Here is a 23,621-nt window from a genome sequence, read left to right on the forward strand (position 1 = left end):
CTGGCAGCTATTGAATAAATAGTAAGCTCCATGGCCGCCCCGCGTCTCGCCGCGACTGCCGACGACGGTGCGCCGCCGGCCTCTGGCGCCGGCCTGCCGCAGGTGGTGGACCAGGTGGCGCTGGCGCGCCTGTATGGCGAGCCCCTGTTCGCGCTGCCGCAGGACCTGTACATCCCCCCCGACGCGCTGGAGGTGTTCCTGGAGGCCTTCGAAGGCCCGCTGGATCTGCTGCTGTACCTGATCCGCAAGCAGAACTTCAACATCCTGGACATCCCCATGCTGGATGTCACACGCCAGTACCTGGGCTACGTGGAGGAGATCCGCAGCCGCAACCTGGAGCTGGCGGCCGAGTACCTGCTGATGGCGGCGATGCTCATCGAGATCAAGTCGCGCATGCTGCTGCCGCCCAAGAAGCAGGAAGGCAGCGCCGAGCCCGAGGACCCGCGCGCCGAACTGGTACGCCGCCTGCTGGAGTACGAGCAGATCAAGCTGGCCGCCATGCACCTGAACCAGGTGCCGCAGTACGGCCGCGACTTCCTCCGCGCGCAGGTCACCATCGAGCAGAGCCTGCAGCCGCGCTTTCCGGACGTGAGCCTGACCGACCTGCAGGAAGCCTGGCGCGACATCTTGAAGCGCGCCAAGCTGGTGCAGCACCACAAGATCACGCGCGAGGAACTCTCGGTGCGCGAATACATGAGCCATGTGCTCAAGGCGCTGCAGGGCCGGCGCTTCGTGGAATTCGAGGAACTGTTCCAGCCCGAGAAGGGCGGCACCGTGCTCGTGGTGACCTTCATCGCGCTGCTGGAGCTGGCCAAGGAAACCCTCATCGAGATCACCCAGGCCGAGGCGTTCGCACCCATCTACGTGCGCCTGGCCTATACGCCTGTCTGATCGCCCCCATCCCCCTCGCCACGGCCGGGTGGCTGCGGCGCACATTGCCATGACCTCACACGACTTCGACGTACTCATCGTAGGCAGCGGCCTCGCAGGGCTGACCGCCGCGCTGCAGCTGGCGCCCACCCACCGCGTGGCCGTCCTCACCAAGCGCCAGCTGGCCGACGGCGCCAGCGGCTGGGCCCAGGGCGGCATCGCCGCGGTGCTGGCGGAGGGCGACAGCTTCGAGTCGCACGTGCAGGACACGCTGGTGGCCGGCGCCGGCCTGTGCGATCTGGCGGCCACACGCTTCGTGGTGGAGAACGCGCCGCAGGCCATCCGCTGGCTGCAGGGCCTGGGCGTGCCGTTCTCGCAGGAAGAGGGCGCCCTGCACCTCACGCGCGAAGGCGGCCACAGCGCGCGGCGCATCGTGCACGCCACCGACGCCACGGGCGCGGCCGTGCAGCGCACGCTGATCGACGTGGTGCGCGCCACCCCCGGCATCACGCTGTTCGAACACCACACCCTGGTGGACCTGATCACCAGCGCCAAGCTGGGACTGGCTGGCGCGCAGCGCTGCCTGGGCCTGTACGCGCTGGACGAGGCCACCGACGAGGTGCTCACCTTTCGCGCACCGCACACCATCCTGGCCACGGGCGGCGCGGGCAAGGTGTACCTGTACACCACCAACCCCGACACGGCCACGGGCGACGGCATTGCCGCGGCCTGGCGCGCGGGCTGCCGCGTGTCCAACCTGGAGTTCATCCAGTTCCACCCCACGTGCCTGTACCACCCGCACGTCAAGAGCTTCCTCATCACCGAGGCCGTGCGTGGCGAGGGCGGGCAACTCAAGCTGCCGCCGCAGGCCGGCGGCACGCGCTTCATGCCCCAGCACGACGCGCGCGCCGAGCTGGCGCCGCGCGACATCGTGGCGCGCGCCATCGACTTCGAGATGAAAAAGCACGGCCTGGACTGCGTGCACCTGGACATCTCGCACCAAAGCCCCGCGTTCCTGCAGGAGCACTTTCCCACCATCCTCGCGCGCTGCGCGGAGCTGGGCATCGACATCACGCGCGAGCCCATCCCCGTGGTGCCCGCCGCGCACTACACCTGTGGCGGCGTGCTCACCGACCTGGCGGGCCGCACCGACCTGCACGGCCTCTTCGCCATTGGCGAGACCGCCTGCACCGGCCTGCACGGCGCCAACCGCCTGGCCAGCAACTCGCTGCTGGAATGCATGGTGTTCGCGCGCGCCGCGGCCGCGCACATCCAGCAGGCGCAGCGCGCGGACCTGCCCGCGCTGCCCGCGTGGGACGACAGCCGCGTGACCGACGCCGACGAGTGCGTGGTTATCTCCCACAACTGGGACGAGCTGCGCCGCTTCATGTGGGATTACGTGGGCATCGTGCGTACCACCAAGCGGCTGGAGCGCGCGGCGCACCGCATCGCGCTGCTGCAGGGCGAGATCCAGGAGTTCTATGCCAACTTCCACGTCACGCGCGACCTGCTGGAACTGCGCAACCTGGTGCAGGTGGCCGACCTGATCGTGAAAAGCGCGCAGATGCGCCATGAAAGCCGCGGCCTGCACTTCAGCCGCGACTGGCCCGACGTGGCCGCCCCCGCCGCGCCCACCATCCTGGTGCCGCCCGCACGCTGACCCCTTTTCACAATCCAAGGAGATTCCATGTACCGCACCCTGCTCAAGTCCAAGATCCACCGCGTCAAGACCACGCACTGCGAGTTGCACTACGAAGGCTCGTGCGCCATCGACGAAGACCTGCTGGAGGCCGCCAACATCTGCGAGAACGAACAGGTGCACATCTGGAACGTGGACAACGGCGAACGCTTCGTCACCTACGCCATCAAGGGCCAGCGCGGCAGCGGCATGATCTCGGTGAACGGATCGGCCGCGCGGCGCGCCTGCGTGGGCGACCTGCTCATCATCGCGGCCTTCGCCCAAGTGGCAGAAGCCGACGTGGCCGCACACCAGCCGCAACTGGTGTTCGTGAACGACCAGAACCGCCAGGTGGAACTGCGCCACCACGTACCCACGCAGGCACTTTGATCCATCACCCTTCCACCACCGGGAACACACCATGCCCCATCTGACCATCGAATACTCCAGCAACCTGCCCGGCTATCCCGAGGCCCAGGCACTGGCCGATCTCAACGCGTCCCTGTGCGCCAGCCCCGAGATCCTGGACGAAGCCGACCTCAAGTCGCGCTTCGTGCGCACCAGCGGCAGCTTCCAGATCGGCACGCAGCCCGCCAACCGCGCGTTCGTGCATGCGCAGCTGCGCCTACTGTCCGGCCGTAGCCCCGAAGCCAAAAAGGACCTGGCGGGGCGCATCGCCGAGGTGTTGCGCCGCCACACCCCGCACCCTGCGGGCGTGCTGGTACAGCTCAGCGTGGAGATCGTGGACATGGACCGGCCGAGCTACGTGAAGGAACGCCTGTAAGCACCTGGGGATCCGGAACGTAAAAAAGAAACCGCTGTGCTCTGAGAGTCACAGCGGTTGGGGTGCCTGCCCGGCCCGGCCGTTCCTCACCGGGAGAACGCGGCCGAGGCACGGCGCACGGCATGTGCAGGCTGCTTACGCACGCCCCCGCGCTGCCTCCGTGCGCGCGTCCCCACTACCCGGTCAGTCCCTGCGGTGGGGCCGAGCCTATGGAACAAACAACTTCGCGCAATCCTGCACCAGGTGGGACATCCGGCGGGTTCAGCAGGTTCAGCGGGTTTTGCCGTAAACGCCGATATGCGCAGGTGCGGAACCACCGCCTTAGCAGGGGGCCCCGCTTAAGGCGCCCCGTCCAACGTCGCGTCCAGCCAGCCGCGCAGGCTGTTGATGAAGGCCCAGCCCTGCACGCGCGGCAGATCCTGCAAGCGCACCACGGCTTCCACCATGCGTCCCTCACGCAGGGCGACGGCGCGGCCCACACCGGGCAGCAGGCCGCAGGCCAGCGGCGGCGTGACCCAGCGACCGTCCAGCAGCAACGCCAGGTTGCCGAAGGTGCCCTCGGTGATCTCACCCGCAGCGTTGTAGAGCACGGTGTCGAACACACCGCCGCCCGCCGCCGGTGCGAAAGCGGCGTAGTGCGCGCGGCGCGTGGTCTTGTGCCGCGTGAATTCGCTGTGCGCCCGGGTGAAGGGGCGATCGGCCAGTGCCAGCCGCACGGGCATGGGCGTCGCGGCCAACGCGAAGGCTTCGGCGCGCGGCACGCCGTGTGCGTTCAGCAGCAGGCGCACACGCCAGTCGCCCTGCGCATGGGCAGCGGCCAGTGCATCCAGGCAGGCCTGCACGCGCGCGGCATTCCAGGGATAGCCAAAGTGCACGGCGGCGGCCTGCATGCGCGCCAGGTGCTCCGCGCGGTGGCGCAGCACGCCGGCATGCAGCCCCAGCGTTTCCAACAGGTCGAACGGCGCGCTGGCGCGATCCACGAAGGCACGCTTGGCCGCCCACTCGCCCCACTCGGCCGCCGGGTCGGCGCCCCAGACGATGCCGCTGCCGATGCCGCAGCGCGCGCGGCCGCCCCGCAGCTCCACGGTACGGATGGGGACGTTGAAGGTGGCGGCGATGGCGCCCTCGCCCGCCGCCGGATCGGGCCGCACCACGCCCACCGCGCCGCAGTACACGGCGCGCGGGCCGGTCTCCAGCGCGGCAATCGCGCGCATGGCCTCCACCTTGGGCGCACCCGTGACCGAACCGCAGGGAAACAGCGCGCCGAACACGTCGGCCAGCCGCGTGCCGGTGCGCGTGCGCGCCACCACGTCGGAGGTCATCTGCCAGACAGTGGGCAACTGCTCGGTGTGGAACAGCGCCGGCACGCGCACGCTGTGCGGCGCGGCGATGCGCGAGAGGTCGTTGCGCAGCAGATCCACGATCATCACGTTCTCGGCGCGTTCCTTGGGGCTGCCGCGCAGCGCTGCGGCCTGCGCCGCATCGGCCTCGGGCGTGGCGCCGCGCGCGGCCGTGCCCTTCATGGGACGGGTGAGGATGCCGCCCGCGCCCGTGGGCCCGGAGCGCCAATCGAAGAACAGCTCGGGCGACACCGACAGCACCTGCGTGCCTACGCCGTCGTCAAGGTGCGCCGCGTAACCGCCGGGCTGCGCGCGGCGCAACGCCGCGAACAGTGCCTGTGCGTCGCCTTGCCATGTGCCCATGAGCGGTGCGGTGTAGTTGACCTGGTAGTAGCGTCCCGCCGCGATGCCCTGCTGGATCTGCGACAGCGCTGCATCGAATGCGGCGCGTGGCAGCGCCTGAGTCCAGTCGATGGACGCCGTTCCCGCGGCCTCGTGCGCGGGCCAGGGCGCGGGGGCGTCGTACACCGCGAACCAGGCGAGCGCGGGCGCGCCCTCCCCTTGCGCGTCGGCATGCACCGCCAATGCCGGGTCGAACGCGGGCGCGGCCTCGTAGCGCACCCAGCCCACGCACCAGTGGCCGGCGCGCGCCGCGGCTTCCACCGCATGCAACACACCCGTCACTTCCTGCAGACGTGCAGCCACCAGCACCTGGCGCGGCGACGCGAAGGCGTGGCGCAGGCGCGGCGCGGCGGCGTCGCGCGGGTCGGCAAAATCGATCAGCGATGTGGTGGGCATGAAAACAGGCCGTAGCGCTTATCCATCAAGCGCAAACAGCTACTCAATTTATAGCAACCAAACACCCCGTCAGGCCGCCCCGAAATGCGGCACCAGCGCACCCGCGGGCTGTCCGCTCTTGAGCGCCGCGGTGAAGGCCAGCATGCGGTCGATGGGTTGGCGCGCGCGCGGGATCAGCGCGGGGTCCACATGGATGGCGTTGGCGCCGGTCTCCAGCACGCGCGCCACGTCGGCCAGTCCGTTCATGGCCATCCAGGGGCAATGCGCGCAGCTCTTGCAGGTGGCGCTGTTGCCGGCGGTGGGGGCCTCGTGGAAGGTCTTGCCGGGGTTGAGCCTGCGCAGCTTGTGCATCATGCCGCTGTCGGTGGCGACGATGAACTCGCGCGCGTCCATTTCACGCGCAGCCTGGAGGATGGCGGACGTCGAACCCACGGCGTCGGCCAGGGCCACGACCTCGGGCGGGCTCTCGGGGTGCACGAGCACCTTGGCTTGCGGGTGGTCCTTCTTGAGCAACTCCAGCTCCAGCGCCTTGAACTCGTCGTGCACGATGCATGCACCGTTCCAGAACACCATGTCGGCGCCCGTTTCGCGCTCGATGTAGGCGCCCAGGTGGCGGTCGGGGGCCCACAGGATTCGTTGGCCCGCATCCTTGAGCGCACGCACGATGTCCAGCGCGCAGCTGGACGTGACCAGCCAGTCGGCACGCGCCTTCACGGCGGCGCTGGTGTTGGCGTAGACCACCACCGTGCGGTCGGGGTGCTGGTCGCAGAAAGCGCTGAACTCGTCGATGGGGCAGCCCAGGTCCAGCGAGCAGGTCGCGTCCAGGTCGGGCATGAGCACGGTCTTCTCGGGGCTGAGGATCTTGGCCGTCTCGCCCATGAAGCGCACGCCGCTCACCACCAACGTTTGCGCCGCGTGGTCGCGGCCAAAGCGCGCCATCTCTAGCGAATCGCTGACGATGCCGCCGGTTTCCTCGGCCAGATCCTGCAGGTCCGGGTGCACGTAGTAGTGCGACACCATCACCGCGTTCTTCTCTTTCAGCAGGCGGCGGATCTTGTCCTTGAGCGCCGCACGCTCGGCGGGCGATAACTCGGGCGGCACACGCGCCCAGGCGTGCTTGGTGGAGCAGGTGGCGCCGTCCGCGCCCGCGAGGGGCTGTTCGTACTCGACGTCCTTGATGGCGGTCGTATTCATGGCAATGCTCTCGCCGCCGGGGCGCGACGGCTTTACGAGGGGGAATCGATTGTCGCGTCTTGGAAGACGCTACGCCGTGTCAGGCCAAATCCTGCAGGCGCATGGAGAAATCCGTGGCCTTCACATCCTTGGTCAGCGTGCCAATGGAGATGCGGTCCACGCCCGTCTCGGCCAGCGCACGCAGACCTTCCAGCGTGACGCCGCCCGAGATCTCCAGGATGGCGCCCCCGCCCGCATGCGCCGCGTTGATGCGCACGGCCTCGCGCAACTGTGCCAGCGGCATGTTGTCCAGCAGCACCATCGTCGCGCCCGCATCGAGCGCCTCCTGCAGCTGCGCCAGCGTTTCCACCTCGATCTCGATGAATGCAGCCTGCGCAGCCACCGCCTGGGCGGCCCGCAGCACCGCCGTCACGCCGCCGGCGGCAGCGATGTGGTTTTCCTTGATGAGCACGGCATCGTGCAGGCCGATGCGATGGTTGGTGCCACCGCCTGTGCGCACGGCGTACTTCTGCGCCAGGCGCAGGCCCGGCAACGTCTTGCGCGTGTCCACGATGTGGGCGCGGGTGCCGGCCACGGCATCCACATAGGTGCGCGTCTTGGTGGCTACGGCCGACAGCAGCTGCAGGAAGTTGAGCGCCGTGCGCTCGGCGCTCAGCAGCGCGCGCGCCTGGCCTTCAATCTCCAATACCACCTGGTCGGTGGCGCAGCGCGCGCCCTCGGCCACATGCCAGGTCAGCTTCACACCGGGGTCCAGCGCACGCAGCGCAGCCTCGACCCAAGGAGCGCCGCAGATCACGGCGGCTTCGCGCGCGAGGATGCGCGCACGCACGCGGCGCGCGGGGTCGATCAGGCCGGCCGTCAGGTCGCCGCTGCCCCCGTCTTCCTGCAGGGCGCGGTCCACATCGGCACGGGCCAGCGCCGCGAGCGCGTCGGCGCCAAACAAGTCTCTCGTCGTCATGGGGCGAGCATAGCCGCATCGCATAGACTCGCCGCACTTTTGCAACCCGACGGATCCCAAGCGCCATGACCGACTCCCCCACCGCCGGCACGCCCTATGGCACGCTGCCGCCCGCGTCGCCGCTGCCCCAGAGGCGCCCCGTGAGCCTGCCCCGCCTGGCGCAGATGCGCGAGACGGGCGAGAAGATCACCATGCTCACCGCTTACGACGCCACCTTCGCAGCCGTGGCTGATGCGGCGGGTGTGGAGTGCATCCTGGTGGGCGATTCGCTGGGCATGGTCTGCCAGGGCCTGCCCAGCACCGTGGGCGTGACGCTGGAGCACATGGCCTACCACACGGCCAGCGTGGCACGCGGCCTGCACCGCGTACAGGGCACGGCCTGGCTGATCGCCGACCTGCCCTACGGCAGCTATGCCGAGAGCCGCGAGCAAGCGCTGCGCAGTGCCTGCCAGCTCATGCAGGCGGGCGCCCACATGGTCAAGCTCGAAGGCGGCGGCTGGACCGCGCCCACGGTGCAGTTCCTTGTGGAGCGCGGCGTGCCCGTGTGCGCGCACCTGGGCCTCACCCCGCAGACGGTGCACGCCCTGGGCGGCTACCGTGTGCAGGGCAAGGGCGATCAGGCCGCCCAGCAGCTGCGCCGCCAGGCACTGGAGCTGCAGGACGCCGGCGCCGCCATGCTGGTGCTGGAGATGGTGCCGACTCCCCTGGCACGCGACCTCACGCAGGCCCTGCCACGCTGCCACACCATCGGCATCGGCGCGGGCAGCGGCACGGCCGGCCAGGTGCTGGTGATGCACGACATGCTGGGCATCAACCTGGGCAAGAACCCGAAGTTCGTGCACGACTTCATGCGGGATGCGGGCAGCGTGCGCGGCGCCATCGAGGCTTATGTGCAGGCCGTCAAGCAAGGGCGCTTTCCCGACGACGCACTGCACGCCTGGAACTGACCAAACACCTTCACCCATGATCACCGTCCGCACCATTCCCGAACTGCGCGCCGCCATCGCCGCGCATCCCGGCGCAGGCCGCCCCAGCAAGCGCCCCGCCTTCGTGCCCACCATGGGCAATCTGCACGACGGCCACATCGCCCTGGTGCGCCAGGCCCGGCCGCTGGGCGACGTGCTGGTCGCCAGCATTTTTGTGAACCGCCTGCAATTCCTCCCGCACGAGGACTTCGACAGCTACCCCCGCACCTGGGAGGCCGATTGCGCCAAGCTGGAGGCCGCGGGCTGCGACATCGTCTTCGCGCCGCGCGAGAGCGATCTCTACCCCGAGCCCCAGACCTTCAAGCTGCAGCCCGACCCGCAACTGGCCGACATCCTGGAAGGACATTTCCGCCCAGGCTTCTTCACGGGCGTGTGCACCGTGGTCATGAAGCTGTTTTCCGCAGTGTTCTTCGCCAGCGGCGGCGGCACGGCCGTGTTCGGCAAGAAGGACTACCAGCAGCTCATGGTGATCCGCCGCATGGTGCAGCAGTTCGCGCTGCCCGTAGAGGTGGTGGCAGGCGAGACGGCCCGCGCCGACGATGGGTTGGCCCTGAGCTCACGCAACGGCTACCTGAGCACCGCCGAGCGCGTCCAGGCCGTGCAACTGTCCGCGGCGCTGCGCGCGCTGGCCCAGGCGGCGCAGGCACCCGGCGCCCCCCCGCTGGCCGCCCTGGAACAACAGGCCCTGCAGACCCTGGCGCAGCAAGGTTGGGCGCCCGACTACCTCACCGTGCGCCAGCGCCACGATCTTCAGCCCCCCGCTGCAGGCGCAGCCGCCGGTACGCTGGTGGCGCTGGGCGCGGCACGCCTGGGCAGCACGCGGCTGATCGACAACCTGGAATTCTGAGACCGCGCGCGGCGGCAGTCCGTGCGTAGGCGTAGGCGCACTCGCACAAGCACAGGACCGCGATGACCTACGCGGCGTGGCAGCCTGGACGGACATCGAGGCGTCTGGCCCATCGCTAAGGTGAAGGCATGTTTCAACCATCCCTATAGGAGGCGTACATGCCGATCATTCTTTGGCTTCTGGGTGTCCCGCTGAGTATCGTTTTGCTGCTGATGCTGTTCGGTGTCCTGTGACCCAAGCACCCTGAACCGCGCACGACAAAAAGCGGCCCGCAGGCCGCTTTTTGCTGTTCACTGGAGATGTGTGCGCATCAATGGCGCTCGACGGTAGGCTCGCGCTCCATGAGCCGGGCCACCGCCTCGGCAGCGCGCAGTTCACCGTCGAGCAGCGCGACGACACACTCCGCAATAGGCATCTCAACGCCCACCGCGCGCGCGCGCTGTACCACGGTGCGGGCGCTGTACACCCCCTCAGCCACATGGCCCAGCGACTCCACCGCCTGTGCCAAGGTCCGCCCCTCGGCCAGCAACAACCCCACACGGCGGTTGCGCGACAGGTCGCCTGTAGCGGTCAGCACCAGATCCCCCAGGCCCGACAGGCCCATGAAGGTCTCGGGCCGCGCGCCCAGGGCAAGGCCTAAGCGGGTCATTTCCGCCAAACCGCGGGTAATCAATGCCGCACGCGCATTCATCCCCAGTTGCAGCCCGTCGCACAGGCCGGTGGCAATCGCCAATACGTTCTTGACCGCACCGCCGACTTCCACGCCTACGATGTCCTCGCTGGCGTACACGCGCAACGCGGGCCCGTGGAAGGCCTGCACCAAGGCGTCGCGCACCGTGGCGCGGGGGCTGGCGGCCACCATGGCCGTGGGCTGGGCGGTGGCGACCTCCTGGGCGAAGCTGGGGCCGCTGAACACACCACTGTGCAGCCGCGGTGCGACCTGCGCGCACACTTCATGCGCCATCAGCCCCGTGTCGGCCTCGAAGCCCTTGCACAGCCACGCGATGGGCGCCGCGCAGCCGTCCAGCCGTTCCAGCATGCCGCGCAGCGCCGCCATGGGCGTGCCGACGACGACGAGGTCGGCGTCAGCGGCCAGCGCGCCCATGTCACCCGACGCCACGTGCAGGCCGGGCGGGAACGCAAGGCCGGGCAGGTAGCGCTGGTTCTGCCGCTTCGCCTGCATGGCCTGCGCCTGCTGTGCGTCACGGGCCCACAGCGTCACCTCATGGCAGGCTGCGTGCGCAGCCGCGCTCATGGCCAGGGCAGTGCCCCAGGCGCCTGCGCCAAGGACTACTATTTTCATAGCTACTCGCGCTTATCAGGCGGGCGCTAGAGCCTTAAATAGCTCTAACACCCGTTACGACCAAGAAGCCGTTACTGGGCCGTGCTGGTGGCAGCCTCGGCGGCTGCGGCCTGTTGCTGCTCGTACATGGCCTGGAAGTTGATCTCGGCCAGGTGCACGGGCGGAAAGCCCGCACGCGTCACGGTGTCGGCCACGTTGCCGCGCAGGTAGGGGTAGATGATCTGGGGGCAGGCAATGCCGATGATGGCGCCCATCTGGTCCTCGGGCACGTTGCGGATCTCGAAGATGCCGGCCTGCTTGGCCTCCACCAGGAACACAGTCTTGTCCTTGATCTTGGTCTGCACGGTGGCGGTCACGGCCACTTCAAAGATGCCTTCGACCACGGGTGTGGCCTCGACCCCCAACTGGATGTCCACGCTGGGCTGCTCCTGCTCCAGCAGGATCGCGGGCGAATTGGGCTGCTCCAACGACAGGTCCTTCAGGTACACGCGCTGAATCTGGAACACGGGGGTTTCTTCGGCCATGGTGGTCTCGGTCTTTCGGTCAAAACAAAGCCCGCCCGGGAGAGGCTCCCGCAGCGGGCAACATGGGGCGCATTATGCAACGCGCCAATGGCGGCAAAGGCTCAGGCGCCCAGCAGCGGCACCAGACCGCCACGGCTGTCCAGGGCCACGAGGTCGTCGTGTCCGCCGACGTGGGTGTCACCAATGAAGATCTGCGGCACGGTGCGCCGGCCGGTGATCTCCATCATGTGCTGGCGCGCGGCGGGGTCGGTGTCCACGCGGATTTCCTCGATCTGATCCACACCCTTCAGCTTCAGCAACTGCTTGGCGCGGATGCAGTAGGGGCACACGGCGGTGGTGTACATCTTCACGGCTTGCATGGACGGCGACCTTTCTGCGTAACGAACAATGCTGGTAGATGCGGGCGCCTCAGGCCTTTTCAACCGGCAGGTTGGCCTCGCGCCAAGCGGCCAGGCCGCCGGCCAGCGCCTGCGCCTTCTCGTAGCCCAGGCCCTTGGCGATGCCTGCAGCCCGCGAGGCGCGGGCGCCCTTGGCACAGACGAGGATGATGGGCACGGCCTTGTTCTTGACCACCTGCGGCAGGCGCTCCTGCAACTGCCCCAACGGGATGTTCTTGGCGCCACCCACGTGGCCCGCGGCGAACTCCTCAGGCTCGCACACGTCGATCACCACCGCCTTCTCACGGTTGATGAGCTGTACGGCCTGCGCCGTGCCCAGGGTACCGGCCCCGGCCCCCTTGAGGGCCGGCAGCAGCAGCATGACGCCCGAGGCCAGCGCGAGGAAGATCAAATACCAATTGTCGAGAACGAAATTCACGGGGTTCCTTGGGGTATGCAAACCGCGCAATTCTAGAATGTCGGGTTTTTGACCTGAAGCCCCAAGGGACACCATGCACAAACTCGTTCTGATCCGCCACGGCGAATCCACGTGGAATCTGGAAAACCGCTTCACCGGCTGGACCGATGTGGATCTGACCCCCACGGGCATCGAGCAGGCCAAGAATGCCGGCCGCCTGCTCAAGGCCGAGGGCTACGATTTTGACCTGGCCTACACCAGTGTGCTCAAGCGCGCCACGCGCACGCTGTGGCACTGCCTGGACGAGATGGACCGCACCTGGCTGCCCGTGGAGCACAGCTGGCGCCTGAACGAGCGCCACTACGGCGCTCTGCAGGGCCTGAACAAGGCCGACATGGCCAAGCAGTATGGCGACGCGCAAGTGCTGGTCTGGCGCCGCAGCTACGACACGCCGCCGCCGGCCCTGGAGCCCACCGACCCGCGCTGCGAGCGCGGCGACATCCGCTACGCGGGCCTGGCGCCCGAGCAGGTGCCGCTGACCGAGTGCCTCAAGGACACGGTGGCGCGCGTGCTGCCCTACTGGAACGAAGCCATCGCGCCAACGATCCGCTCGGGCAAGCGTGTGCTGATCGCAGCGCACGGCAACTCCATCCGCGCGCTGGTCAAGTACCTGGACGGCATCTCCGACCAAGACATCGTGGGCCTGAACATTCCCAACGGCATTCCGCTGGTGTACGAGCTGGACGCGGAACTCAAGCCCCTGCGCAGCTACTACCTGGGCGACGCCGAGGCCGCCGCCAAGGCCGCAGCCGCGGTGGCATCGCAAGGCAAGGCCTGAGCCGCCGCCTTCTGGAAAGCGTAGCGCGGTCTTGCTTGAAAAATAGGCAGATCCTGAAGGAACTGCCCAGGCCGCAGCCCTTCCAAGGTGTATATTGAATCGGTAGAGGTGTTCTATGGGCCACAAACTCAAAATTGCTGGATGGATATCGGTGGGCGTGGTGGCCGGAGCGCTCACGACCGTCTCGCTGCAGACCGTGGCACGCGGCGCCATGACCCCGCTGCCGCTGGAGGAAATCCAGCAGCTCTCGGCCGTGTTCGGCCTGATCAAGACCGACTATGTAGAGCCGGTCGATGATCGCAAGCTCATCACCGATGCCATCGGTGGCATGGTCGCCAGCCTCGACCCGCATTCGCAGTACTTCGACAAGAAGTCGTTCAAGGAATTCCGCGAAGGCACCACCGGCCGCTTCGTGGGCGTGGGCATCGAAATCACCCAGGAAGACGGCCTGATCAAGATTGTCTCCCCCATCGAGGGCTCCCCCGCCGACCGCGCGGGGCTCAAGACCAACGACCTCATCACGAAAATCGACGATACGGCCGTGAAGGGCCTATCGCTCAACGACGCGGTCAAACGCATGCGGGGCGAGCCGAACACGCAGGTGACGCTAACCATCCTGCGCCGCGACGAGAGCCGCAGCTTTCCCGTCACGATCACGCGCGAGGAGATCAAGACCCAATCGGTCAAGGGCAAGATCGTCGAGCCGGGCTACGCCTGGATCCGCCTGTCGCAGTTCCAGGAACGCACGGTGGACGACTTCGTGCGCAAGGTCGAAGAGGTCTACAAGCAGGATCCCCGCCTCAAGGGGCTGGTGCTGGATCTGCGCAACGACCCCGGCGGCCTGCTGGATGCAGCCGTGGCCGTGTCGGCTGCCTTCCTGCCGGAGAACGTGACGGTGGTCTCCACCAACGGCCAGCTGGCCGAGAGCAAAGCCACCTTCAAGGCCTCGCCCGAGTTCTATCTGCGCCGCGGCAGCGGCGACCCGCTCAAACGCCTGCCCGCCGCCATCAAGACCGTGCCCCTGGTGGTGCTGGTCAACGAAGGCTCGGCTTCGGCCAGCGAGATCGTCGCGGGGGCGCTGCAAGACCACAAGCGCGCCACCATCATGGGCAGCCAGACCTTCGGCAAGGGCTCGGTGCAAACCGTGCGGCCGCTGGGCCCCGACACGGGCATCAAGCTCACGACGGCGCGCTACTACACGCCATCGGGCAAATCGATCCAGGCCAAGGGGATCGTGCCAGACGTCATGCTCGACGAGACCGCCGAGGGCGACATCTACGCATCGCTGCGCATGCGCGAAGCCGACCTGGAAAAACACCTGACCAGCGGCCAGGGCGAGGAAGCGAAGGACGCCGGCCGTGAGAAGGCGCGCGAGGAGGCCCGCAAGCGCCTCGAGGAAGAGGCCAAGAAGCCCGTGTCCGAGCGCAAGCTGCCCGAGTACGGTTCGGACAAGGACTTCCAGCTCAGCCAGGCACTCAACCAGCTCAAGGGCCGCACCGTGCTGGCCAGCAAGACCCTCACGGAACGCAAGGAAGAGAAGAAGGACAACTGACGCTGTCTTTCTTGGCAACCAGGCCGGGACTCCCGCGGAGCCCGGCCTTTTTCACGCCCACCACCCCATGAACGACGATCAACTGCTGCGCTATTCCCGCCACATCCTGCTCGACGAGATCGGTATCGAGGGGCAGGAACGCATCCTGGCAGCCCACGTACTCGTCATCGGTGCCGGCGGTCTGGGCTCGCCGGCCGCGCTGTTTCTCGGCTCCGCAGGCGTGGGGACCCTGACGCTGGTGGACGACGACGTGGTGGACCTCACGAACCTGCAGCGCCAGATCGCCCATACCACGGCGCGCGTCGGCACGCCCAAGGTCGACTCCGCGGCCCAGGCCGTGCAGGCCATCAACCCCCTGGTTTCAGTGCGCACCGTGCGCCAGCGTGTGGACGCCGCCGCGCTGGATGGGCTGGTCAACGCCGCAGACGTGGTGCTCGACTGCACGGACAACTACCAGACGCGCCAGGCCATCAACGCCGCGTGCGTACGCCAACGCAAGCCCCTGGTGGCAGGCGCGGCCATCCGCTTCGACGGGCAGATTTCCGTGTACGACCCCCGCCGGGATGACACGCCCTGCTATGCCTGCCTGTTCTCGCCCACCGCCGGTTTTGAGGAGGTGCAGTGCGCCACCATGGGCGTGTTCGCGCCCATGGTCGGCATCATCGGCACCATGCAGGCGGCCGAGGCGCTCAAGCTGCTCGTGGGAGTCGGAAGCTCGCTCGCAGGCCGGCTGCTGATGCTGGACGGGCGCGACATGCAGTGGACCGAAGTGCGCACCGAGCGCGACCCGGCCTGCCCGGTATGCGGATCCCTGCACGCACCCGCCCGGTAGGAATGCACCTACGGGCACTGCACCCGGCTGCTGGCAGAATCCGCCAGCCTGTTTTCATACAGTAGCGCCGATGCCCTATTTTTCGTTCCCGGCCGAACAGGAAGCACCGTGAAACTGCGCACGTACATCGTCGAAGACAACGCCACCATCCGCGAAAACCTGATCGGAACGCTCGAAGAACTGGCGGAGGTGGAAGCCGTCGGCATCGCCGAGACGGAGGACGAGGGCAAGGAGTGGCTTACCTCGCACACCTCCCAGTGGGACCTGGCGATCGTGGACCTGTTCCTACGCCAAGGCAGCGGGCTGGGCGTGTTGGCCGCCTGCCGCAACCGCCTTTCAGCGCAGAAGATGGTGGTGCTGAGCAACTACGCAACACCCGACGTGCGCATGCGCTGTGCGCAGTTGGGGGTGGACGCCGTATTTGACAAATCCAACGAGATCGAGGCGCTGGTGGACTATTGCATCGAACACAGCAACAGCACGCATCGGGCAGCCTCCAGCTCCGCAGCCACCAATTGAAGGAGGCGCTGCGCGGGCCCATCTGCACTTTGACACGCGCCCATCCTTACTCTCAAACCTCTGCACTCAATCGATGAGCTTGTTCTTGAGCGCGTAGTACGTCAGATCGCTGTTGGAGGACAGCCCCATCTTTTCCATGAGCCGCGTGCGGTAGGTGCTCACGGTTTTCACGCTCAGCGACAGCGACTTGGCGATGTCACCCGCCGTCTCGCCCTTGGCCAGCTTGAGGAACACCTGGAACTCGCGCTCCGACAGCTGCTCGTGGGGCGGCGCATCGTCCTTGCGGTTGAGCTGCTGGGCCAGCAGGTCGGCCACGGACGGGGTCAGGTAGCGGCGACCCAGGGCGATGGTGCGGATGGCCTCCACGATCTCCTTGGGCTCGCATTCCTTGTTCAGATAGCCGCTCGCACCCTGGCGGATCAGATTGATCGCATAGTGCTCCTCGGGGTAGCCGCTGAGGATAAGAATGCCCATGTCGGGCGCCTTGGCGCGCAGCATGGCCAGCGCATCCAAGCCGCTCTGGCCGGGCATGGACAGGTCCATCACCAGCACGTCGATCTCGTGAACGCGCACCAGATCGATGGCTTCCCTGCCGTTGCTTGCCTCGCCAACGATCCGCAGGTCCACATGTTCCGAGAGAAATTGGCGTAGCCCGGCACGGACTATCGCATGGTCATCCACAATGCCAATCTTGATCATTGAGCCTTCTTTCAAGAGGAGAGCGCCTTGCTCCCCGGTAAGGTATGGTCTGAAGATCTGCCCATCTGCTCTGCATTGCACTAGCATGGCAGCGCAGGCCGATGATATGCATTTTCAACCGTGCCCTGCCAGTCCCCGTGGAGAAGCCCAAGCATGAGTTGGTCCCGTTTTCGCAAGATCGCCGTCAGTCTGCCGCTGGCATTGCTGGCTGTGGCCCTGCTGGTTGGCATCAACGAAACCGGGTACATGCGCTCGCACGCGGCCGTGGGCGACCTGGCCCGCTCGCACGCCACGCGCGCTGCGCTCGACCGGCTGCTGCAGAACATGCTCAACGCCGAGACGGGGCTGCGCGGCTACCTGCTCACTGGCGACGAGCGCTATCTGCAGCCCTACGAGCAGGCGGTCGCCACCATCAATACCAACCTTGACGAGCTGCGCCAGACCTACCGGCACGCACCGCAGGACCTGGACGACTTTTCCCAGCTTTCGCAGCAGATCACGCGCAAGCTTTCCGAACTCGACCTCAGCCTCAAGCTGCGCCGCCAGGACAACGATGACGCCTGGAAGTTCGTGCTCTCCACCGACGTGGGCAAGGAGAACATGGATGCCATTCGGGCGATCGCAGCCCGACTGGTGGCGCGCAGCGCCCAGCAAACGGAACACAGCACGCAGGAGATCCTGCATTCGCTGATGCTCTCGCGCATCGGCATCGCCGCCGTGGCGGTGGTGGGGCTGCTGGCGTTCTACCTGTACCTGCGCCAGACCAGCGCCTTGCAGGCTGCGCATGCGCGCGAACAGGAGGTGTTGGCGCGCGAACGCGACCGACTGGAGCAGTTGGTACGTGAACGCACTGCCGCGCTCTCCGAGTTGGCCAGCCATCTGCAGCAAGTACGCGAGGAAGAGCGCGCACACCTGGCGCGCGAGCTGCACGACGAGCTGGGTGCTTTGCTCACGGCCGCCAAGCTGGACGTGGCGCGCCTGAAGTCGCGCATCGATTTGCACACCCCCGAGAACGCCGAGCGCGTGCAGCACCTCACCGAAACGCTCAACAGCGGCATCGCGCTCAAGCGGCGCATCATCGAGGACCTGCGCCCTTCGTCGCTCTCCAATCTCGGGCTCACCACGTCGCTGGAAATCCTCACGCGCGACTTCGCGCAGCGCAGCAACCTGCAGATAGACACCAGCCTGGAGTCCGCCAAGCTGTCCGACGCAGCGCGGCTCACCGTCTACCGGCTGGTGCAGGAGTCCCTGACCAACATCAGCAAATACGCCAACGCGCGCAAGGTGCTGGTGTCGGTCCACAGCTATCCCAACCATGTATCGGTACAGGTGCGGGATGACGGCGACGGGTTCGACATCTCAAGCATCGCCCCCGACGCGTATGGTCTGTTCGGCATGCGCCACCGTGTCGAGGCGGCGGGCGGCAAGCTCACGGTCACGTCCACGCCCGGCGAGGGCACCCTGGTCAGCGCCGTGCTGCCGCACACGCTCACCTGACGCGTTCCCAGCCCTGCGTCCGGGCTGCTCATCTGATCGGTGGCGTCCTACAGCGGGGTGCGCCAGCCACCGGCACTCATGCAACGCCAGCCTCCCTACAGTCAAGCCATGTGCTCAGGCGCATTCGCAACCCCGGCGCACCGCGCCGAAAACAAGGAGCTGGTTATGTTGCATTACGCAGTGGTATTCCTGGTCATCGCCTTGGTGGCCGCCCTGTTCGGATTTGGCGGCATCGCCGCCGGCGCCGTGGGCATCGCGAAGATCCTGTTCTTCGTGTTCGTGATCATGGCTGTTGTGACCTTCGTGCTCAGCTTGTTGAAGAGGGGCTGACGCCCCAGCAACCTGGCCCGCCAGGCAAATGCCACCACAGAAAGGAACTCCCCCAATGACGATCCAAACCACCACCCAGAAGGCGGCAGAGACGGCGCACAACGTGGCCGAAGGCGTGTTCGACAAGGCGTCCGAAACACTGCAGTCCACCCGCCGGATGACCAATGAGTCCATCGACAAGGCCGAGACCCGCATGCAGCGCATGCAAGAGGGCGTGGACCCGATGATCGACGACCTGGCCGCCAAGGCGCAGGATCTGGCCACGCGCGGCATTTCGTACTGCGCGCACACCGGCGAACGCGCGCGGCGCCAGTTTCACCAGGCTGCGGACGCCACGAACCGCTACGTCGCGGAACAACCCGGCAAGTCCCTGCTGATCGCCGCAGCCGCGGGCGCCGCCTTTGCCACTGCGCTGATGTGGACACGCCACCGCAGCGAGCGTTATTGAGACCACCGCAGGAACCGACCCGATGATGCACAGCGATACCCACGCCAGCGCGCTTCAGCTTGACGAAGCCGCGCTCCGCCAGGCAGCCACCGCGGATCTGGACGAAGGCGCCGTGACGCCCGCGTACGGCCCACACCGCGATGCCATCATTGCCCTGCTCAACGACGCTCTGGCGACCGAGTTGGTCTGCGTGCTGCGCTACAAGCGGCACTATTTCACGGCGGACGGCCGCGAGTCACCGGCGATCGCCGCAGAGTTCCTGGTGCACGCCAACGAGGAGGCAGCCCATGCCGATCTGCTCGCCCAACGCATCGTGCAGTTGGGCGGATCGCCGGACTTCTCCCCTTCTACGCTGCTGTCGCGCAGCCATGCGCAATACGATGAGTCGTCCGATTTGCAAGACATGGTGCGCGCCAACCTGGTGGCGGAGCGCATCGCGGTGGAGGCCTATCGCCAGATGATCCAGTTGATCGGCGACAAGGATCCCACCACGCGGCGCATGCTCGAAGGCATCCTGGCCGACGAGGAGGAGCATGCGGATGAACTGAAGGACTGGCTGCACCGCTAGCCTCCCTTTCCCAACCGTTGAGGCCACCGGAGGGTGCAACAGGCCGCAGCGGGGTTATCCCAGCACCCGTGTTTTCAACCATAACCTAAGGACACAACCATGAAATACGCACGTGCCATCGCCTTTTCCCTGCTTGCAGGCGCCACCATCGTTTCCACGGGCTGCTCGGTAGCACGCAACCAGCAAACCGTGGGCTCCTACATGGACGACGCAGGTATCACCACCGCCGTGAAGGCCAAGATGGCAGAGGACAAGAGCGTCTCTGCCACCGCCATCAGCGTGGAGACGCTGAACGGCACCGTCCAGCTCTCGGGCTTTGCCAAGACCCAGGCCGAGAAGGACCGCGCCGAAGCCATCGCGCGCAACACCAAGCATGTGCGCGAGGTGCGCAACAGCATCGTCGTGCGCCCGTGACGCACGCGACTGCGCAGGAACGCCGCCCTCTGGGCGGCGTTTTTTTTCGGCTGGTAGGTGACGCGCACTACCTGCGTCAGAATCCCTACGCATGCGACTGTTCCACTGCGGCCAATGCGGCTCCCTCGTGTTCTTCGAGAGCGTGCAATGCGTGCACTGCGGCTGCACGCTGGCGTTCTCTCCCGAAGACATGGCCATGTTGGCGCTCGCGCCTGCGGACGACGGCGACCACACCCTGTCGCGCACCTGGCAGCGTGTTCCTACACGCGGCAGCGACGGCACTGCGCCACCGGCCCACTACCAGCTATGCACCAACCGCACCACCTACGGCGCCTGCACCTTTGCGCTACCGGCCGCAGATGCCCAGGCGCACGGCGGGCTGTGCGCCGCCTGCCGCCGGACGCGCGTGCTACCGGACCTGTCCCTGCCCGACAACCTGCGCCGCTGGTCGCAGATAGAGAGCGCCAAGCGGCACCTGTTCTACACGCTGGCGCGCCTGGGACTGTTGAGCACGCAGCAGCCCGGGCCGGTGTATGAATTCCTGGCGGACGTGGCGGGCGCGCCGCCCGTCATGACGGGGCATGCCCAGGGTGTCGTGACCCTCAACGTGGCCGAGGCCGATGACGACGAGCGCGCGCGCCGGCGCCAGGCCATGCATGAGCCCTACCGCACGCTGCTGGGTCACCTGCGGCATGAATCCGGCCACTACTACTGGGAAGAGTTGGTGCTGCGCGCCGGACATGTGGAGGCCTTCCGCGCACTCTTCGGCGACGAGCGGCGCGACTACGCCCAGGCGCTGCAGGCGCACTACCAGCGTGCCCCCCTGCCCGCTGCGCAATGGCAGCCGCAGCACGTCAGCGCCTATGCCGCCGCGCACCCCTGGGAGGACTGGGCCGAAACGTGGGCGCATTACCTGCACCTGGTCGATCTGCTGGAGACGGCCGCCAGCTTTCAGACCCGCATGGCCATTCCCGGCACGACACCCGATCACGCGCAGCACTACGCCATGCCCGACCCGTTTGCACAGCCGGCGCCCGGTTTTGATGCCATGGTCTCGGCGTGGATGCCGCTGACGCTGCTACTCAACAGCCTGAACCGCAGCATGGGCCAGCGCGATGCCTATCCGTTTGCCCTGTCCACGGGCGCGCTGCGCAAGCTGCGCTTCGTACACGACACCGTGGCGCGGCGCTGATCACGCCGCGGCGGTGCGGCCCAGCTTGTGCAAGAGGCGCTCGTGTACGCCGGGCGAGACAAACTGCGCCACGTCGCCGCCCAGCGTGCCGATCTCGCGCACCAGCGTGCTGCTGATGAACTGGTACTGGCTCGCGGGTGTGAGAAACACCGTCTCGACGCCGGGCACCAGCGCGCGGTTCATGCCGGCAAGCTGGAACTCGTAATCGAAGTCCGTGCCCGAGCGCAGCCCGCGCACCATGGCCGTGCCGCCGCGCGCGGCAGTGAACTCCGTCACCAGCCCCTCGAAGGACTCGACCTGCACCTGCGGACAGTCGGCAAGCGCCTGGCGCGCCATCTCCATGCGCTCGTCCAGGCTGAACAGGGTTTTCTTGTGGTGGGCAATGGCCACGGCCACGATTACGCGGTCGAACAGTCTTGCCGCGCGGCGCACCAGATCCTCATGCCCCAGCGTGATGGGGTCGAAGGTTCCGGGATAAATGGCGAGCACATGCGCCATGGTGTGGGGTCTCCTTGCAGTGGCGGAGCCCGCACGGGCTCCGTGGGGCGGATTATGCAGCGCACGCCTGCCCATGGGCCATTGAAGCCAAATCAGCCTCCAGCGCCCTACCAACAAGCACGAGCAGCTCCTATATCAATAGCAATCAGGCTTTGTGGAGCAGGTGCGCATGCACGGCCCCGGCCTTCAGGTGCCGGTGCAGCGCCAGCCCCAGCGGGCCGAGCTGCTCCTGCGTCCAGGCTGCAGGCGCCTCCAGGTAGATGAAGCCGACGGGCGCCACGGCCTGTGCGGCGGCCTGCAGCGCAGGGGCGAACAGCTCGCCGCCAAAGGGCGGGTCGATGAGCAGCAGGTGCATGCTGGCCGGCGCGCACTGGCGCAGCGCGGCCACGCCGTCGCCACGCTGTACGCGCACGGCGCTCGTCTGCAGGCGCTGGCGCAGCGTCTCCAGTTGCGCGGCCAGTGCGGCGTCGCCCTCCACCAGCAGCACGCTGGCCGCCCCGCGCGAGGCGGCCTCGAAACCCAAGGCGCCGGTGCCGGCGAAGGCATCCAGGCAGCGCCAGCCCGTCAGGTCCTGGCCCAGCCAGTTGAAAAGTGTCTCGCGCACGCGATCGGGCGTGGGACGCAGGCCGGGCTTGTCCAGCACCGGCAGGCGCGTGCGTTTCCACTGCCCGCCGATGATGCGCACCTCGCCGGCGCCCTTGGCGGGCGCACGCACTGCAGTACGTGTGGCTATGCGCGGGGCGGCTGGCGCCGCGGCACGCCGGTTCATGGCCGGGCCTTTGCCGTGGCGGCCGGCTGCGCGCCCACGATAACGGTCACCATGCGCTCGGGCTGCAGCTTGCGCTGCAGGGCGGCGCGGATGTCGGCCACGGTGAGGGCCTCCACGCGGTCGGTCCAGTGCTCCAGGTAGTCCAGCGGCAGGTCATTCCAGGCGATGTTGACCACGTTGGCCAGCAGCTTGCGGTTGCTGTCGATGCGCAGTGCAAAGCCACCGACGAGGTTGTCCTTGGCGGCGCGCAGCTCGGCCTCGGTGGGCCCTTCGGCCACGAAGCGGGCGAGGACATCGCGCGTGACCTGCACGGCCTGGGCGGCCTGATCGGGCCGGGTCTGCAGGCCGACGACGAAGGCCCCGGCGTTCAAGCCAGGCGAGAAGCTGCTGCCCACGCTGTAGGAAAGGCCGCGCTTCTCGCGCACCTCATTGGTCAGGCGCGAGGTGAAGCCACTGCCACCCAGGATGTGGTTGCCCACCAGCAACGCGAGGAAGTCCGGATCCCGGCGCACAAAGCCCGGCTGGCCGATGAGCACATGGGCCTGTGCCGAAGCGAAGGGCACATCCACCTGCACGGCGCGTGCCAGCGGCTGCACCTCGGCCACGGGTGGCAACGGCGCGCAGGCCCCGGCCTGGGGCGCAGGCAGGCGCGACAGCAGCGTCTGCACCAACGTTTGCGCCTGGGAACGCGTGAGGGCTCCCACGATGCTCACCCGCGCACGGCAGGCCTGCAGGTACTGGGCATGGAAAGCCTGCAGATCGGCCGGCTGGATGTTGTTCAGTGTCTCGGCCGTGGCGCGCTGGCCGTAAGGGTGGCCGCCGAACACTGCGGCGTTGAAGGCCTTGCTGGCCACGGTGCCGGGGCGTGTGTCGGCCTCCTTGATGGCGGCGCTCCAGCGCGCCCGCTCGCGCTGCCACACGTCCGGTGCATAGCTGGGCTGGCCCAGCTGGCGCGCGGCCAGGCGCGCGGCACGGTCCAGCAAGTCGGGCTCGGTCAGCGAGCGCAGCGAGAACGCCAGGCCGTCGCGCTCGGCGCCAGCCTCGAAGCTGGCGCCCAGGTCGGCCCAGGCCTCGCCCAGTTCGTTCTCGTCCATCGGGGGCTCGTTCGGCCCGCCCGCATTCACGCCCTTGGAACTCATCAGGGCCGCCGCCGCAGCCAGGCCCGCCTGCGGCGCGGGATCACGGCGCGCGCCGGCATCGAAGTCGACCTGCACGTCCACCATCGGAATGGCCGGGCTTTCCACCAGCCACACGCGCGCGCCGCTGGGCTCGGTCCAGTGCTGGATGGGCAGCAGCGCCCACGCGGATTGGGTATAAAAAATGGCTCCAGCGCTTATCAACAAAGCGCGAGCAGCTATCGTTTTAAGAGTTTTGTACATCGCTGACAC

General features: G+C 67.6%; 27 protein-coding genes. 16 read left to right on the forward strand and 11 right to left on the reverse strand.

Features of this window, described 5'->3' with window-relative positions:
* The first annotated feature begins 30 nt into the window (after positions 1–30).
* The 4 genes from PCQ86_RS16340 to PCQ86_RS16355 are packed head-to-tail and all read left to right on the forward strand — an operon-like array spanning position 31 to position 3,332.
* Positions 31–891 carry a segregation and condensation protein A gene (locus PCQ86_RS16340; protein WP_270174222.1) on the forward strand — a complete coding sequence of 287 codons (861 nt, stop codon included), beginning with the start codon at positions 31–33 and terminating at the stop codon, positions 889–891.
* 49 nt (positions 892–940) lie between these two features.
* Positions 941–2,530, forward strand: coding sequence for an L-aspartate oxidase (nadB, locus tag PCQ86_RS16345; RefSeq protein ID WP_015914132.1), 1,590 nt, complete (start codon positions 941–943; stop codon positions 2,528–2,530).
* 27 nt (positions 2,531–2,557) lie between these two features.
* Positions 2,558–2,938, forward strand: a complete 381-nt coding sequence (panD, locus tag PCQ86_RS16350; RefSeq protein ID WP_011806592.1) for an aspartate 1-decarboxylase — start codon at positions 2,558–2,560, stop codon at positions 2,936–2,938.
* Positions 2,939–2,969: 31 nt separating this feature from the next.
* Positions 2,970–3,332, forward strand: a complete 363-nt coding sequence (locus PCQ86_RS16355; protein ID WP_011806593.1) for a 5-carboxymethyl-2-hydroxymuconate Delta-isomerase — start codon at positions 2,970–2,972, stop codon at positions 3,330–3,332.
* Between the two features lie 338 nt (positions 3,333–3,670).
* Here the strand turns inward: PCQ86_RS16355 and PCQ86_RS16360 are convergent, their stop codons facing one another.
* The 3 genes from PCQ86_RS16360 to nadC all read right to left on the reverse strand — a co-directional run bounded on the left by PCQ86_RS16360 (position 3,671) and on the right by nadC (position 7,622).
* A complete protein-coding gene (locus tag PCQ86_RS16360) occupies positions 3,671–5,470 on the reverse strand; it encodes a chorismate-binding protein (protein WP_270174223.1) in 1,800 nt (599 codons plus the stop codon).
* A gap of 69 nt (positions 5,471–5,539) precedes the next feature.
* Positions 5,540–6,664 carry a quinolinate synthase NadA gene (gene nadA, locus PCQ86_RS16365; RefSeq protein WP_270174224.1) on the reverse strand — a complete coding sequence of 375 codons (1,125 nt, stop codon included), beginning with the start codon at positions 6,662–6,664 and terminating at the stop codon, positions 5,540–5,542.
* A gap of 79 nt (positions 6,665–6,743) precedes the next feature.
* Complete coding sequence (nadC, locus tag PCQ86_RS16370) at positions 6,744–7,622, reverse strand: carboxylating nicotinate-nucleotide diphosphorylase (protein WP_270174225.1); 879 nt, start codon at positions 7,620–7,622, stop codon at positions 6,744–6,746.
* A 65-nt stretch (positions 7,623–7,687) separates the two neighbouring features.
* On the opposite strand from nadC, the gene panB reads away from it, so the two are divergent.
* Both panB and panC read left to right on the forward strand, forming a co-directional pair.
* Positions 7,688–8,569: a 3-methyl-2-oxobutanoate hydroxymethyltransferase gene (gene panB / locus PCQ86_RS16375; RefSeq protein WP_047349770.1), complete on the forward strand. Its 882-nt coding sequence runs from the start codon at positions 7,688–7,690 to the stop codon at positions 8,567–8,569.
* Positions 8,570–8,585: 16 nt separating this feature from the next.
* Positions 8,586–9,455, forward strand: coding sequence for a pantoate--beta-alanine ligase (panC, locus tag PCQ86_RS16380; RefSeq protein ID WP_270174226.1), 870 nt, complete (start codon positions 8,586–8,588; stop codon positions 9,453–9,455).
* Between the two features lie 310 nt (positions 9,456–9,765).
* On the opposite strand, the gene PCQ86_RS16385 is transcribed toward panC, so the two are convergent.
* From PCQ86_RS16385 to PCQ86_RS16400, 4 genes are all read right to left on the reverse strand, one after another.
* Positions 9,766–10,758 (reverse strand): NAD(P)H-dependent glycerol-3-phosphate dehydrogenase, encoded by a 993-nt coding sequence (locus PCQ86_RS16385; RefSeq protein WP_011806599.1) that lies wholly within the window; start codon positions 10,756–10,758, stop codon positions 9,766–9,768.
* 71 nt (positions 10,759–10,829) lie between these two features.
* Positions 10,830–11,282, reverse strand: coding sequence for a protein-export chaperone SecB (secB, locus tag PCQ86_RS16390; RefSeq protein WP_011806600.1), 453 nt, complete (start codon positions 11,280–11,282; stop codon positions 10,830–10,832).
* 101 nt (positions 11,283–11,383) lie between these two features.
* Positions 11,384–11,641, reverse strand: coding sequence for a glutaredoxin 3 (grxC, locus tag PCQ86_RS16395; RefSeq protein WP_196995877.1), 258 nt, complete (start codon positions 11,639–11,641; stop codon positions 11,384–11,386).
* A 49-nt stretch (positions 11,642–11,690) separates the two neighbouring features.
* Positions 11,691–12,098: a rhodanese-like domain-containing protein gene (locus PCQ86_RS16400; RefSeq protein ID WP_172208314.1), complete on the reverse strand. Its 408-nt coding sequence runs from the start codon at positions 12,096–12,098 to the stop codon at positions 11,691–11,693.
* Positions 12,099–12,171: 73 nt separating this feature from the next.
* On the opposite strand from PCQ86_RS16400, the gene gpmA reads away from it, so the two are divergent.
* The 4 genes from gpmA (at position 12,172) to PCQ86_RS16420 (ending at position 15,818) form a co-directional block, all read left to right on the forward strand.
* A complete protein-coding gene (gpmA, locus tag PCQ86_RS16405) occupies positions 12,172–12,915 on the forward strand; it encodes a 2,3-diphosphoglycerate-dependent phosphoglycerate mutase (RefSeq protein ID WP_103737118.1) in 744 nt (247 codons plus the stop codon).
* A 115-nt stretch (positions 12,916–13,030) separates the two neighbouring features.
* The gene (locus PCQ86_RS16410) at positions 13,031–14,467 is read left to right on the forward strand and encodes a S41 family peptidase (RefSeq protein ID WP_011806604.1); all 1,437 of its coding nucleotides are present in this window, start codon (positions 13,031–13,033) and stop codon (positions 14,465–14,467) included.
* A 67-nt stretch (positions 14,468–14,534) separates the two neighbouring features.
* A complete protein-coding gene (locus PCQ86_RS16415) occupies positions 14,535–15,299 on the forward strand; it encodes a HesA/MoeB/ThiF family protein (protein ID WP_270174227.1) in 765 nt (254 codons plus the stop codon).
* Between the two features lie 108 nt (positions 15,300–15,407).
* A complete protein-coding gene (locus PCQ86_RS16420) occupies positions 15,408–15,818 on the forward strand; it encodes a response regulator (RefSeq protein ID WP_011806606.1) in 411 nt (136 codons plus the stop codon).
* Between the two features lie 66 nt (positions 15,819–15,884).
* On the opposite strand, the gene PCQ86_RS16425 is transcribed toward PCQ86_RS16420, so the two are convergent.
* Positions 15,885–16,517 (reverse strand): response regulator, encoded by a 633-nt coding sequence (locus tag PCQ86_RS16425; protein ID WP_103737120.1) that lies wholly within the window; start codon positions 16,515–16,517, stop codon positions 15,885–15,887.
* 153 nt (positions 16,518–16,670) lie between these two features.
* Here PCQ86_RS16425 and PCQ86_RS16430 point away from each other — a divergent pair, with 153 nt between their 5' ends.
* From PCQ86_RS16430 to PCQ86_RS16455, 6 genes are all read left to right on the forward strand, one after another.
* Entirely contained in the window at positions 16,671–18,014 is a 1,344-nt protein-coding gene (locus PCQ86_RS16430) for a sensor histidine kinase (protein ID WP_270174228.1), read from the forward strand.
* 165 nt (positions 18,015–18,179) lie between these two features.
* A complete protein-coding gene (locus PCQ86_RS16435; RefSeq protein ID WP_011806609.1) occupies positions 18,180–18,344 on the forward strand; it encodes a DUF1328 domain-containing protein in 165 nt (54 codons plus the stop codon).
* A 55-nt stretch (positions 18,345–18,399) separates the two neighbouring features.
* Complete coding sequence (locus PCQ86_RS16440; protein WP_011806610.1) at positions 18,400–18,792, forward strand: hypothetical protein; 393 nt, start codon at positions 18,400–18,402, stop codon at positions 18,790–18,792.
* A gap of 22 nt (positions 18,793–18,814) precedes the next feature.
* A complete protein-coding gene (locus PCQ86_RS16445) occupies positions 18,815–19,360 on the forward strand; it encodes a ferritin-like domain-containing protein (protein WP_011806611.1) in 546 nt (181 codons plus the stop codon).
* 99 nt (positions 19,361–19,459) lie between these two features.
* Complete coding sequence (locus PCQ86_RS16450) at positions 19,460–19,774, forward strand: BON domain-containing protein (RefSeq protein ID WP_015914146.1); 315 nt, start codon at positions 19,460–19,462, stop codon at positions 19,772–19,774.
* A gap of 91 nt (positions 19,775–19,865) precedes the next feature.
* Positions 19,866–20,966, forward strand: a complete 1,101-nt coding sequence (locus PCQ86_RS16455) for a zinc-binding metallopeptidase family protein (RefSeq protein ID WP_270174229.1) — start codon at positions 19,866–19,868, stop codon at positions 20,964–20,966.
* Here PCQ86_RS16455 and coaD read toward each other — a convergent pair whose 3' ends face one another.
* From coaD to PCQ86_RS16470, 3 genes are all read right to left on the reverse strand, one after another.
* A complete protein-coding gene (gene coaD, locus PCQ86_RS16460; RefSeq protein ID WP_270174230.1) occupies positions 20,967–21,464 on the reverse strand; it encodes a pantetheine-phosphate adenylyltransferase in 498 nt (165 codons plus the stop codon).
* Between the two features lie 145 nt (positions 21,465–21,609).
* On the reverse strand, positions 21,610–22,233 hold the full coding sequence (rsmD, locus tag PCQ86_RS16465; protein WP_270174231.1) for a 16S rRNA (guanine(966)-N(2))-methyltransferase RsmD: 624 nt from the start codon (positions 22,231–22,233) through the stop codon (positions 21,610–21,612).
* Entirely contained in the window at positions 22,230–23,612 is a 1,383-nt protein-coding gene (locus tag PCQ86_RS16470; protein ID WP_270174232.1) for a M16 family metallopeptidase, read from the reverse strand. Before PCQ86_RS16470 ends, rsmD begins: the two co-directional genes overlap by 4 nt.
* Positions 23,613–23,621 lie beyond the last annotated feature (9 nt).

This window comes from Diaphorobacter sp. ED-3, assembly GCF_027625375.1.
GTDB lineage: Bacteria > Pseudomonadota > Gammaproteobacteria > Burkholderiales > Burkholderiaceae_C > Diaphorobacter > Diaphorobacter nitroreducens.